Source organism: Asticcacaulis machinosus, assembly GCF_028550435.1.
GTDB lineage: Bacteria > Pseudomonadota > Alphaproteobacteria > Caulobacterales > Caulobacteraceae > Asticcacaulis > Asticcacaulis machinosus.
This window is the reverse complement of the sequence record NZ_JAQQKV010000002.1, coordinates 111,014-124,474: the sequence shown is the minus strand read 5'-3', so window position 1 is coordinate 124,474 and position 13,461 is coordinate 111,014. Positions and strand designations below refer to the sequence as shown.

Sequence of the window (13,461 nt, the reverse complement as noted above, 5' to 3'; positions counted from 1 at the left end):
TCTTGCTGTGGTAATTTGGAAACGGTGGTTGGCGTTGTGATTGTGCGGGCGGGTTTGGCTTGACAGTTTGGAAAATTTTCTGATAACGATATCAAAACATCGAAATCCTTTTACGCCATTTTTTGTTATCGATAACTTTTATGGTGGCCTCTAAGGGGTGGCGGTCAGGCAATTAAAACAACAGGCCGGGTTACAGAGCCGGCGGGAGAAACAGATGGAAAAGGATAAGGCCCGTAACGGGCGTTGCGCCACTGCGCAGATTTCGTATCCGGCGATGCTGGTGGCCTTGGGCGTCGGGCTTATGTCCACCCAGGCGTTGGCACAAGAACCGGCACAGGCCGCGGTTCAGGCTCAGGCACAGACGGCACCGGATGAGGGTGATGATGGCACTGAAACCGTGATCGTGACCGGTGTTCTGGCCAATACCAAGGCGAAGAAGGCCAACGTGTCCTATTCGGTCCTCACTGAGGACGATATGTCGAAGTTCACACCAATCAGCGCCGATGACATGCTCCGCGATATGCCGGGGGTGGTTGTGGAATCCAACGACGGGGTCGCGCGCAACGAAGTCTTCACCCGCGGCATGACGATCGGCACGGGCTCGAACACATCGGGCTATTTCTGGACGACCATTCTGGAAGATGGCTTGCCGACGGTGCCGTTCAAATTCAGCGGGTTTCAGGATGGCTATTTCTTCCGCTCTGACCTGAATACCAGCCGGGTGGAATCCGTCCGGGGTGGATCATCGGCCACGGCAGTGACCACCTCGGTTGGGTCAACCTTTAACTACATCACCGGTAAGGTTCGTCCCGGCGCGTCTATACAGACCAAGATCGGTTTCGAGGGCGAGGATCTGCATCTGTCGTGGAAGCAGGTGGATGGTTATTATGGCTGGCTCAATAAGGCGGGTGATTTTGGCTACAGCGCCAGCGGCTTTTACCGCCGCTCAAATGGTCAGGTTAATCCGGGCTGGGATCTGAACCACGGCGGTCAGTTAAAGTTTAATCTGTACAAAAGCTATGAAAGTGAAAATGGCTCCGGTACGATCAATGTGACGTTCAAGCACCTTGATGATACCAATGCCGAACTGACGACCTTCCAGCAGCCTGCCTATGGCTATGAAGATTCAGAAGCCATTCCCGGTTTCCCGCGCGATGTGAACCTGTTTATGAATGGCGGTAAGCAGAACGTTCCGAACTATAATAAGCCGGGCACGCACTCACTTGATCCTTCGGCCGGATATCAGTACCAGCAGGATGCGGTGTGGCTGCGCTGGGAGCATCAAACCAACGGCGCGTGGAGCTATACGGGTGCGTTGCGGCTTCAGAACTCCACTTATGACGGGCAGTCCTATAAGCCTCAGAGCCTGTCATCGATAGGCTCGGCCGCCGCCACGCGGGAACGCTATGGCCTGAATATCAACAATCTGGATCGTACCCCCGGCTATTATGAGTTCTATGACTCGACCGGTGCGTTGCGGGCGCGGGTCGCCAACAATGTAGGCGGCTCACAGCTTGGGACAAACTACCGCACCGGTAATCCGTGTCCGGTGGTTGCGGGCGCAGCCTGGACCACGAACAGTCTCTGTCTGGTGGCCAATAATCTGCCCAACCGCGAAGTCGATGTTCGTGGCGGGACGGTCACGGCAACGACCGGTACCGGGTCTACGGTTTATCCGGCGCAGGGTCTTAACCGCGATCTTGTTCTTCTGACGCGCGCCGAAGACAATGAGCGCTCATCCGATGACGTGATCGGCAATCTGACGGCGACGTACCGTCAGGATACCTACAGCATCAATATGGGCCTCTATGTCGCCCGCTCCGAACAGACGAATAACAACTGGGCTAACGGGCTTGGGGTTTCGGCATGGGCCGACGGTCAGGTTGAAAATCTGAATGTGCGCTACGTCACCAATACCGGCACCACCTATCAGTTGACGGATTCCGGCGGCTGGGGGGCTTACGGTTCCGGTCTGTTTACGACGGTATTCCAGAAGGCGAAGATTGTAGAGATTTCACCCTATATCGGTATTTCATGGTCGCCGAATGAGCACTGGGACTTAAGCGCCAGCGTAAAGCAACAGCAGATCAGTGCCAAAACCTATTCCGAGACGTGGGATACCCGCAATGCCGGAGCCGCTTCCCTGGCGAACGGTGGGCTGGATGGCAATCCGCTGACGGTCTATGACAATGTTTATATGATCAGGAACGTCTCAAAGATCATCGAGGCTGATAAGAACGTCACCAATGTCAATGTCAGTGCGGCCGTGGGCTATAACTTTAATCCTAAGCACAAGGTCTATTACCGCTACATGGATGGTAAGCAGCCGGCCATGGGGATCATCAACCGCTATTCGACAGTCGCTACTCTGGCGCGTCCGCTTGGGCCGACGGGCTATGTGAAATCCCATGAAGCGGCCTATACGTTTGGGGACAGTAAGTTCAACGGGCAGGTGACCCTGTTCTATCAGAGCTTTGCGATCAACGACTATCCGACCGCCGTTGATACGGACAATGTGTCAACCTATCTGCTGCCTGAAAACTTCAATACCTATTTTACCCGTGGTGTTGAATCCTGGTTCAAGTGGAAGGTGACGCGTAAGCTGTCATGGGATGCGTCGGTTACCTACCTTAACGGCAAAACGACCGAAGCCTATACCTGGCTTAATACGGGTGCGAACGGAAATGGTGCCTCTGATGATATATTGCGTATTGACTCCGGTATCCTAAGCCGTACGCCCAAGTGGACGGTCAGCAATACGATTTCCTACAAATGGGACGACTTCCGCATCAACCTGCGTCATCGCTGGATGGATCAGCGTAAAATCAACACCAATCCGGTCGACACCCGCTGGCTGCCGACGCAGGACAATCTGGATATCTCGGTTCAGTATGAAGGCATCAAGAAGACGCGCATCATGCTGGATATCCGCAATGCTCTGGATACCCAGTATGTTTCGGCCTACGACACCATGATCACGACCGGCCTGACGAACAATGTCCAGCTTTATGACGTTGTGGCTCAATTGCCGGATTCCGGCTTCCTGCTGAAGCGGAATGCCCCACGTTCGGTCTGGCTGACGGTCAGGTACGATTTCTAGCCATACATACGGCGTCATAGATATTGGGCGGTCAGGTCTATGGCCAGACCGCCCTTTCGCTGTTTATCATGACGGCAAACTACAAAATGACTGTGTGAGGAAAATTCATGAGACGCGTGCACGCCCGGCTGACCACATGGATTGTATCCACCTCCGTGGCGGCAGTGCTTATTGGCGCTCTGCCGGTGAGCTTGCAGGCCGCAGACACCGCGCCGGCTGTGGAAGTCAAAGCGCGTACCTTCACGGTCAAACCGGGCGCGGTTCATCTCAGCTTTTCCGATGACGCGATAGGTGCGTTTAAGGGGCGCATCGCTAATAACGCAGAAGTTGCCGGTCAGTGGCAAAAGATCAAGGCCGAGGCGGACCGGCAGGTCGCTTTACCGTTGAAAGACCTGATCCGTGATGGCCGAAGACTGCCCGATACGCTGGAGCCGCTGATACTGGCCTATCGCATGACCGGAGAGGCACGCTATAGCCAGAAACTGCATGAGGTTTTGCGGGCCTTTTGTGCGCAACAAAATCTGGTTACCGATGCGCCGCTCCTGAAGCGTGATCCGGTATGGAATTCGGATCTGGGCATGGGTTTTTCCGGAGAGATGTTCGGTCTGATCTATGACTCGATCCGCGGGTCTCTGTCGCCGGCTGAACGGCGCGAACTGACCTCAGGCTATATTCAAAAGCTGGTCACGCCGGTGTTCAACGACTGGATCGATGGCCGTCAGCGCATCCATACGCTCGATACTATGGGGCATAACTGGTGGGCCCATATTGTGTTCGGCACCGGGGTAGGTCTTGTCGCTATTTCCCGCGATGATCCTCGCGCTGCGGCCTATCTTGACCGGCTGGAAACGGCCGGGAGTGAGTGGTGGAGCTATAAGGGCAGCCGCATCGAATCCAAGGTTGAGACCTTTGATGCGGATGGCGGAAACCTTGAGAGCGTGAACTATGCCGAACTGGCGGTCGGCACCTATCTGGAGTTCCGTCTGGCCTGGCAGGAGATGTTCAAAGAGGCACCTGCCGATATTCCGGTGCTGGAAAAATCCGTCGATTTCCTGATCCACAACGCCTATCCGACGCGCACCAAATTGCTGCACGTCAATTTTGGCGACGGCAATATCGACAAGAACTATTCGCGCACAGCGGCCAATTACTGGCTCACGGGTAAAAAGCGTCCGCAGGATCTGTGGTACATGACGCAGTCGGCAACGGCAGGCGATGGTGTCGATATACGCTACCGGCCGCGCTATCTTGTGCAGATGCCTCTGGCGACGGAAAAGGACGGTGCGGGGCGGCAGCCTGACCTGCCGCTCAGTGCCTGGTATCGCGGTATGGGCTGGGCGACGCTTCGGACGTCATGGGACGCGGATGCGACCTTATTGGCTATCAGATCCGGCTATACGTGGAATCACAGCCATGCCGATGCCGGTTCGTTTGTGCTGTTCCATAAGGGCAAGCCCCTGCTGATTGATTCCGGTAATTCGTCCTATGGGCGCAAGGAATATGACGGATACTACCGGCAGACGCAGGCGCACAATGTCGCCACGTTTAATGGTAAGGCCGAGCCGGCTGAGGATACCTATATCTCTTCGCATTTATCGGGGCAGATTCCGAACATGCTGGATGGGGCAGGTCTTCGCTATGTGTTCGCGGACGCCACGGGGCCGACGTCGGCCAACTTCGCGCGCAATTTCAGGCATTTTCTTTGGGTCGACGGGGTGATCCTTATCTATGATGATCTTAAAGCCCGAGAGCCTGGACAGTTCGCCTTCCAACTCCACACCGAAGGCGAAACCAAGCGTCAGGGCCAGAACCTGATCGTAAAAAATGGTGAGGCTTCGGTACAGGTCAGGCCGCTGTTTCCCGCGCCGTTCCCGGATGCCGGACTGCCGACGGATTATCCGGAGAATATGCGCCTTGAGGAGTTGTCGGGCTATAAAGACCATGCCCCGGATACGCGCACGACCTACTATGCCTTTCGGCCTCAGGATAAGGTAGAGCGGCAAAAATTCATCACGGCCATTATCCCTCAGGACGACGGGCCTGTGCCGCAGATCGAACGCTTAAGCGGGCCGGATATGATCGGTGCCCGTATCCGTCGGGACGGGCGGATCACGGATGTTTACATCAACCTCAAAGCTGATGGCAGTATCAAGCACCGCAACGCCACCACGACCTTGATGGGGTGGCAGACCGACGCCTATATGCTGTCGGTAACCTATAAGGATGGTGCGCAGCCTGCGCCTGAGACGATTGAGCGCCTGTTTATCGCCGATGGCAGCTATCTGCGGCATGGTGATAAACTTATGCTCGATAGCCTGTCCAAGCGCTTTGTGATCGCAGATTATAAACGGGCGCCGGCATTCTGGGTTCAGGGCCAGAGCGATGCCGAACTGGGTCTGTGGCTGCCACGCCTGTCCGGCCAGATCAGGGTCAATGATCAGAATATATCCGTGACCGGCAAGGATCGCTTTGTGCGCCTGAAGTGTTGCTAAGGAGGGCTTATTATGGCCGCAGACTATAGCATGCAGGTTGTAGCCCCCTTCAGCCCGTTGATTATCAAGGCGACGGCTCCTGACGCGGTGGTTTCCGCACTGAATGTCCGCGTTGATCAGATACTGGGCGCGCAGGGGGAGCGTCGGGCGCGCGACTGGTCGCAGCATCTCGCCGGTAATCTGACGACCGAAGTGCGGATGACAGACGTTATCCGCCAGATGCCGGAACTGACGGACTTTCTTTATGATGTTGCGCGCACCTATACCTACCGGTGCGAAAATGCCCTTCTTAATTATGGCAACTACAGCGAAACCGAAGAGCTGAAGGACAAGACACTTGAGATCCAGATCAAGGAAGGCTGGGTCAATGACATGTATGCAGGGGATTTCAATCCGGTGCATTACCATCAGGGCTGCATCTATAGCTGTGTCCTGTTTCTGAAGGTGCCGCAGGGTTATGAGGCCGAATTTCAGGCGGATAAACACCGCCAGAACAGTGTCGGTTGTTTGCAGTTTATCGACAGCCGCACCGCCGTCGGCACTCGCAACCTGTTTATGGTCAAGCCTGTTGTCGGGGAGTTTTACCTGTGGCCATCATGGATGCTGCACTGCGTTTATCCGTTTCGCGGTGCGGGCGTCCGGCGCAGTATGAGCGTCAATATGGCGCTGGCCTAATGGCGGCCCTGCCGCAGACGGGCGTCTGCGGCAGGGTTTTTGTCATTTGAATGAGACATTCTCAACGTGATCGCCGATTTCAAGTAAATCAGGCTGCGCGCCGGTCAGTTTTCTGCCACCGACCGTGACGTTTTCTATGGAAATGCCGCGCACTTTTCGGTCTGGGGAATAGCCCCGGATCAATGAGGGCGCGAAGGCACCTTTGCCGGTAAAGTGAATATTGCGGAATGTGATGTCTTCGATGCCGCGTCCGGGGCTGGTATTATATTTCTGGTTATACAACACCTGAAGGCTGAATAGTTTACCGTCTTCGATGCGTTCAACGCGCCAGTCCTCAAAGGTGATGTTACGCACCAGATTATCATCCCCGACCATAAGGCCGATGGCGCCCTGATAATCGGGCTCATCCTCATCATGATCAAGCACATCGATGTTGCGGAAGGTGACGTTTTCGATCACTTCGGCATCAGGGTGGTGCGCAGAAGGCGTATTTCCGTGAATGCCGATCATGACATTGTGAGCCACATCGGCCCACAGAGTCGCCTCACTAACCTGAATGTTGCGGCTGTCGCCCCAGGTATCCCAGCGATGGTTATAGATGGTGATATTGTCGTCGGATGTGCGCAGAAATACATTACGGATTTCGACGTCCTGACAAGCAAAGTGCCCAAGACCGTCTGACCACTGACCACCGCCGATCGAGCGTATGCCGATTTCTTTGACATTCACTGAGTTAAAGCAGGCCAGAGTGCCGTGTTTCTGGTTGATATGGATGGTGCCATCGATTGTGATGTTTTTCGAATTGCGGATGATCGTCTGACCGGCATCGACGAACAGACCATCACTGATGACCGTGACGTTTTCTACGTTTTCCATCAAAACGGGGCTTTTGATGACGGCAGAGCCATCGATATAGACGGTTGTGTTCGATTTCAGGCGGATATCGCCCGTATAGACACCGGGCTTGAAATAGACGACGGGCGTGGACGTATCCGGAATAGCAACATTGCCGATGTCGTAAGGAGAGGCGGGCGTTATGCGCTTAACCGGCAGGTTTTTGCGGATCGGCTGGGTAAACAGATGCAGATTATTCAGGGTGTCTTTGTCGAACTCAATCGACAGGTTTTCCGGTTTCGTCAGGGTGAAATAGACGGTTCCGTCTTCGATTTTAGGTTTTATCCCTTTTGAGGTGGGGCGGATGGTGACGTCGCGAAAGCTGCCTTTGTTCTTTTGAACGGAAACTTCCACTGGCCCCTCAAAATTGAAGAAGGTCATGGAAGCCTCGCTGTCCGGATTGTCGAGGTCCACCTTGGCCTTATACTCAAACAGGTCATTCCAGCGCCCTCCGGGGACACGAACCCGTACCGTATAGTCATCATTATGCAGCGCGTAACGCACAGGTTGGGGGAACGGAAAGACCTGAAGTTCAGAGGCTGTGACATGACCCGCCCCGCTTATGGCGATTAAGGATAGAGCGGTGGTCAGGCAGTATTTAAAAGGTTTCATGTGTGCTCCCAGTTTCGATTCTTGGTTTATTTTTGATATCGATATCATTTTCATGGTCGTTGGAAAAGCATTATCTGCCTTCACATGAAGGTGCTGGGTCGATTTTAAGCGCTCTATGGAAAATAGAGCCTGGAGGTCCAGGATTGGGAATCAGAAAAGAAAGATTTGACCTGGCCGCCTGAGTTTTATCCCAGACGGCCAGGTGGGATTACTCGGCGGCGACTGCCACGTCGTCTTCGGGACGCCAAAGACCGCTCATCTTCCATTGTTGCTCCAGCACGCCGGGGCCGTACAGTTTCGAGCCGCCCAGAGTTTCGGCAATGGCTTGCAGTCGTGCGCCTTCCTCAAGGTTCACGATGGTATTGGCCAATGCCAGAATGCCCTTGCGGCCCCAGACGGTTGAGCCACCATTGGCCTCTAAGATCGCAAAATGGCTGTTGTCTTCCTCAAGGCGCTCAAGGATGTAGTTGGCCTCACCCTGGCGGCGGTCGATATAGACCGGCAACTCGCGGATGCGGGTCCAGCGCTGCACCGGCACATAGCGGATGGGCAGGGTGCGGTGGCTTTGCGACCAGGCGCCTAAGTAAACCGAATGGACGTGGCTGACGGTGGTGATGTCGTCATGTTTCTTAAAGATCGGCAGGTAACGCCCGCCGCCGCCGGAATTCTTAACTTCACCCAAAAGCAGGTTGCCCTCAAAGTCATAGACGGCGGGCTTGAGTTCGGCATCAGGGGCGAACGGGCCGGGATAGCCGATCGAGACGATCAGCTTTTCACCCGGTACGCGCTCGACAAAGTTGACGGTGCCTGCGGGGGAAATGGTGTGGGTGTCGCGCAGGCCCCGAAAGGCAATCGCGGCATCGGTTTTAACCTGTGCGACGAAATCGAGCACGGTTTGGGATAATGTGGTCATGAGGGTGTTTCCTTATTCAGCAGCAATGGATAATGAGGCCTGACGACCCCGGACGAGGGGGAGAACTTCTTCGCCGACGCGGTAAGCTTCTTCGAGGTGCGGCGTGCCGGCGAGGATGAAGCTGTCGGTGCCGAGCGCGATCAGCTCGTCCAGCTTCTGGGCGCACTGTTCGTACGAACCAACTATGCCGAGCGCAGGCCCGCCGCGCAGGAGGGAGAAACCGGTCCACAGGTTCGGCCCGATAATCAGCTCATCATAGTGTTTGGCGTCCGAGGCCTTGAAGGCGGCCTGACGGGCGGCACCGACGGAATCGGAGGCCTGTTTAAAGCTGTCGGAACGTTTATGGGCGGTGGCCTCGAACCCCGCCTTGGCGTCGGCCCAGGCTTCTTCTTCGGTGGGGCGGGCGATCAGATCGACGCGTACGGAGCACTTGATCTTGCGGCCTAAAGCGTCGGTTTTTTCCTTTACAGCACCGAACTTGGCCTTCAATTGCTCAAACGGTTCCAGCCACGACAGGTAATAGTCGGCGTGCTTTGACGCTGATTGCAACGCCGCGTCCGAGGAGCCGGAGAAATAGATTTCCGGCAGGTCGGTGGCGGCCAGCGCTGCGGGCAACTGGCCATTTTCGACGCTGTAGAATTTGCCGTTCTGGCTATACGGCCCTTCTTTCCAGACGCCCTTGAGGATATCCAGAAACTCGGTCGTGCGGCCATAGCGGTCATCGTGGGCAAAGCTGTCGCCCCACCATAGCTGGGCCGGGCCGCCGCCGCCGGTGATGATGTTGAACAGAGCCCGCCCGGCGGTCGCCCGTTGCAGTGAGGCCGTCAGGCGCGCCGTTTCGACCGGATTGATAAAGCCCGGCTGAAACGCGATCATGAACCGGAAAGTCTTGGTTTCCCGCGCCAGATGGGACGAAATCACCCACGGATCGTCGGTCATCGGGAATGACGGGATCAGGCCGCCGTGAAAGCCGGAAATTTCGGCCGCCTTGGCAATCTGGGCGACATGGTCGATATAGGTTGAGCCATCGGGCCTGCCGTCATAGAGGCCGGGGGCCTGATTGCCTTCGGTCAGCGGCACCCAGTCGCCGCGGGTCAGGCTTGGGTTGCGCACCGAGGTCGAGCAGCCGTGGGTCGGCAGACGCCAGAAAAAATCAATGGACATGATTGAGTATCCTTTAAGCGCATTCCGAAAAGTGGAAGCCGGTTTTCGGATTAAATGCGCGACAAAATTAAGCTGCGCGTTTGAGGGCTTGCCGGATACGCGGCAGGACGTGCTCGCCGATGCGGTAGGCGGTCTCAAGGCTGTGAGGGGCGAACAATTGAAAACGATTAACGCCGAGGTCGGCCAGCAGGGCGAGGTCTTCGGCCAGACTGTCGTAATCACCGGTGAGGGTGTGGGCATCGTCTTCAAAGCCCGCGCGTTTGGCCTCTAAGGCCGCTCGATCAAGGTCATCATGGGCAAAGATGCGAGCCTTAAGGGCGATGGTCAGTGTGCGGCCCTTGCTGGCGGCGAGGGCCTTGAGGCGCGCGATTTTCGATGCCAGATCGGCGGTGCCCAGTTCAAAGACATGGACATCGCCATAACCGGCTGAAATCTCCAAAGCTTCGGAGGTTTCACCGGAAAGGCTGATTTCCGGCAGGTTCCAGCCAGATAATGGCCCACCGAAACCGCCTTTTAAGACCTCGAAAAACTCGCCCTTAAAGGTGAAATCAGTTGAGGCGGCGACCCCTTTGGAGACGATCAGAAACTCCTCCAGACGGCGGGGGACATCGGCATCGGTTATGAAATCACCCAGGGCTTTGCGGGAGGCGGCATCCGTTGAGGTGGCCAAAGACCAGCCCAGACGATTGCCGCTGTAGCGCTGAAAAGTCACGGACTTCTTGGCGAAATAGACGGCCGATCCGGCGCCGGGTGAAAATTCGGCGATAATCTTCGGCCGCTTTATGTCGCGGGCAATCAGGCCGGCCACGATCCATGAGGCTTCACCCGCCACATCATCGGGTGCTATCAGACCGTCAAAGCCGGTCAATTCGGCGGCGCGTGCGACCTGAGTGATATAGTCGATATTGGTATAGTGGTCGCGGCGCAGATCGCGGATCGAGGTATTGGGCGTATCCTTGGCTGGTGACAGTTGGTCGAAGGCTTTGGAGCGGCCATCGCCTGCGGTTGGCAGATACCAGTAAAATTCAAGACTCATGATATGTTCCTTTAAGCGGCTTTGGTGGCGGTAAGGGGCAGCGGATCGTTGAGCGCGGCCTGAAGCGGTTCGGCGGCGATCCAGTTACGGACATTGACGGGGGCTTCGATCAGGGCGTGGCGGTGCAGGAAATCGGCCTGATCCTGAAAAGCATCGATACGGGCCTTCGACAGAGTGACATCAAGGGTATGGGACAGTGCTGTTCCATAGCCTTTGTGGACAGCATCCGCCGTCGTGCCGGTCTCATAGGCGATAATATCGGCCACGCTGTCTGAGTGGTTCTTGGCCCAGGCCGAGGCACGGTTGAGGATTTGCAGATAGAGCTTCACCAGTTCGGGGTGATCGCTCAGGAAATGCTTATGGATCGTGATCGGGCGCGGGGTGCCGTTATTGATGCGCAGGTGCGGATCGGTCAGGGTGTTGATATCGAGCACGACATCGAGACCGTGCTTTTCCTTTAGCGCGACGGCGGGTGCACCCTTGGCATAGATGACATCGACCTCGCCGGATATAAGCGCCTGTTCGCTGACCTGAGACCAGGTGCCACCTTTGCGCTGTGATTGCCAGTTAACCTCCGGCGCCGTCAGGTTTTTCAGGGTGACATCATCAAAGGTCAGGCCCGCCAAATTAAGCGCCGTCTCATAGCCGCGCAAACCCATTGCCCGCCAGATATCGACGGCGCCCGCGGCATTGGACAGGCCGAGCGTCTTGCCCTTCAGATCAGACAGGTCGCGGATGCCGGAGCCCGATCGTGCCAGCAAAAGTTGCGTCTCATCAATCCACGTCAAACCGATGACAAGGGTGTGGTCTTCACCTTTGGTGGCCAGATTGCGGGCCCGCGACCAGAAGGCCGGGACATTGCCGCCTTCGCGGAACAGGGCCTTAAGATCATGATAGAAATGCTGGGAGCGCAGTTTCGGGTCGTTGGAATCCTGAAGCGTCTCGGTCTTGAAACCTTCTCGGGCAAAACCATCGGTAAACCAACCCTGATTGAGGGCAATAGCTGTGGCGGTAGGCACCGGACAACGGGTGATAAATACCGTATCGGACGGCACCAGCGGGGCGAGGCGGTTGGGCATCGGGGGGCTCCTATTCGGCTGAGGTGAAGCGGCCTTCGAACACGAAGGTCTGTAAGGGACGGCGCTCAGACGGTGTTTCCTGAGCGTGAAAGGTTTCCGGCAGATCCGTAAGATCCGCCCGGCGGCCAATGGCGATGGCAGCTTCGACATGGTGGTTGTCAGGCACTGCCAGTATTTCAGGCGCGGCCTTACGGTCAAAGCCGCCGATGGCGCGGGTCGAATAGCCGAGCAGATGGGCCTGATGGGCAAAGGCGCCCCAGGCGGCACCGGTGTCGAACGAATGGCTGCCGACGGGGACGGTCTGGCCTTGAAACACAAAATCTTTGCGCGATATGACAAAGATGAGGGCTGAGGCTTTGTGCGCCCATGACTGGTTTTTGGCGTTGAGCAGGGCAAACAGGGCGTCCCAGTCGCGGCCATCGCGGTGGGCGAAGATGAACCGCCACGGCTGGGCATTAAACGCCGACGGTGCCCAGCGGGCGGCCTCAAAACAGGTATAGAGATCGGTTTCGGGGATCGGCTCACCGGTCAGGGCGCGCGATGACCATCGACCGGTGAACAGGGGATCAACCGGGTAATCACTCTGGCGCGTCGTTACTTGCCATTTGGTAAGGAGGTCAAAACTCATTGATCGTCTCCCTTGATCAGGCGCACGACGGGATTGGAGGGTTCCGGCACATGGGTCAGCTCAGCCAGAATCTCGTCCTTCAGCTTATGCAGCACCGGTGAGGCGCGGTCGCGCGGATGGGGCAGGTTGACATCGACGGTATGGGTAATCCGGCCCGGATTGGCCTGCATGACCACCACGCGGTCACCGAGATAGAGGGCTTCTTCGACATCGTGGGTGATCATGATCATGGTCGAGCCCTGCGCCAGCCAGATGCGCTGAAGCTCGGTCTGAAGGTGCACGCGGGTCAGGGCATCCAGCGCCCCGAACGGCTCATCCAGCAGCAACACCTTGGGCTCATTGACCAGTGAGCGGGCAATGGCCGCGCGCTGTGCCATGCCGCCGGACAACTGATGCGGGAAGGCTTTTTCAAACCCTTTGAGGCCGACCAGAGCGATATGATCGGCAACCAGCTTAGCCTTGGCGTCCTTGGGGATATTACGGTTGGTCAGGGCCAGACCGATATTGTCCTCCAGCGTCATCCACGGGAACAGGCGGTGGTCCTGAAAAACCAGACCGCGCTCCAGCGACGTGCCGGCGACCCTCTGACCATCCAGTGTGATCGTGCCGTCATAGGTGTCGTCAAGCCCGGCGATCAGGCGCAGCAGGGTCGACTTGCCGCAGCCGGAGGGGCCGACGATCGAGACAAACTCGCCGGGCTGCACATCAAGCGAAAACTCCGACAGAACCTTAAGCTCACGGTCCTTGAAATTGAACTGCTTCTTGATGCCTTTGAGCGAAACCGCACCGGTTTGACGAGACTTATGGCCGGGGATTTGAGAGTGGGGAACGTAGTCCATTTGAGGCTCCAAAGCGCATCCCGAAAAGT

At 56.5% G+C, this 13,461-nt stretch carries 10 protein-coding genes; 3 read left to right on the top strand and 7 right to left on the bottom strand.

Annotated elements, in window-relative coordinates:
* The first annotated feature begins 214 nt into the window (after positions 1-214).
* From PQU98_RS09055 to PQU98_RS09045, 3 genes are all read left to right on the top strand, one after another.
* Positions 215-3,100 (top strand): TonB-dependent receptor plug domain-containing protein, encoded by a 2,886-nt coding sequence (locus PQU98_RS09055; protein ID WP_272744622.1) that lies wholly within the window; start codon positions 215-217, stop codon positions 3,098-3,100.
* Between the two features lie 107 nt (positions 3,101-3,207).
* Complete coding sequence (locus PQU98_RS09050; RefSeq protein WP_272744621.1) at positions 3,208-5,592, top strand: heparinase II/III domain-containing protein; 2,385 nt, start codon at positions 3,208-3,210, stop codon at positions 5,590-5,592.
* 12 nt (positions 5,593-5,604) lie between these two features.
* Positions 5,605-6,267 carry a putative 2OG-Fe(II) oxygenase gene (locus tag PQU98_RS09045; protein ID WP_272744620.1) on the top strand — a complete coding sequence of 221 codons (663 nt, stop codon included), beginning with the start codon at positions 5,605-5,607 and terminating at the stop codon, positions 6,265-6,267.
* A 42-nt stretch (positions 6,268-6,309) separates the two neighbouring features.
* Here the strand turns inward: PQU98_RS09045 and PQU98_RS09040 are convergent, their stop codons facing one another.
* From PQU98_RS09040 to PQU98_RS09010, 7 genes are all read right to left on the bottom strand, one after another.
* Positions 6,310-7,773: a glycosyl hydrolase family 28 protein gene (locus tag PQU98_RS09040; RefSeq protein WP_272744619.1), complete on the bottom strand. Its 1,464-nt coding sequence runs from the start codon at positions 7,771-7,773 to the stop codon at positions 6,310-6,312.
* Between the two features lie 208 nt (positions 7,774-7,981).
* Complete coding sequence (locus PQU98_RS09035; protein ID WP_272744618.1) at positions 7,982-8,686, bottom strand: class II aldolase/adducin family protein; 705 nt, start codon at positions 8,684-8,686, stop codon at positions 7,982-7,984.
* 12 nt (positions 8,687-8,698) lie between these two features.
* Entirely contained in the window at positions 8,699-9,850 is a 1,152-nt protein-coding gene (locus tag PQU98_RS09030; protein ID WP_272744617.1) for an LLM class flavin-dependent oxidoreductase, read from the bottom strand.
* A 67-nt stretch (positions 9,851-9,917) separates the two neighbouring features.
* Positions 9,918-10,886 (bottom strand): LLM class flavin-dependent oxidoreductase, encoded by a 969-nt coding sequence (locus tag PQU98_RS09025; RefSeq protein ID WP_272744616.1) that lies wholly within the window; start codon positions 10,884-10,886, stop codon positions 9,918-9,920.
* Positions 10,887-10,897: 11 nt separating this feature from the next.
* Positions 10,898-11,965, bottom strand: a complete 1,068-nt coding sequence (locus tag PQU98_RS09020; RefSeq protein WP_272744615.1) for an ABC transporter substrate-binding protein — start codon at positions 11,963-11,965, stop codon at positions 10,898-10,900.
* A gap of 10 nt (positions 11,966-11,975) precedes the next feature.
* Entirely contained in the window at positions 11,976-12,593 is a 618-nt protein-coding gene (locus PQU98_RS09015) for a nitroreductase family protein (RefSeq protein ID WP_272744614.1), read from the bottom strand.
* Positions 12,590-13,432 (bottom strand): ABC transporter ATP-binding protein, encoded by an 843-nt coding sequence (locus PQU98_RS09010; RefSeq protein WP_272744613.1) that lies wholly within the window; start codon positions 13,430-13,432, stop codon positions 12,590-12,592. The genes PQU98_RS09015 and PQU98_RS09010 overlap by 4 nt, the downstream gene beginning before the upstream one ends.
* Between the last annotated feature and the right edge of the window lie 29 nt (positions 13,433-13,461).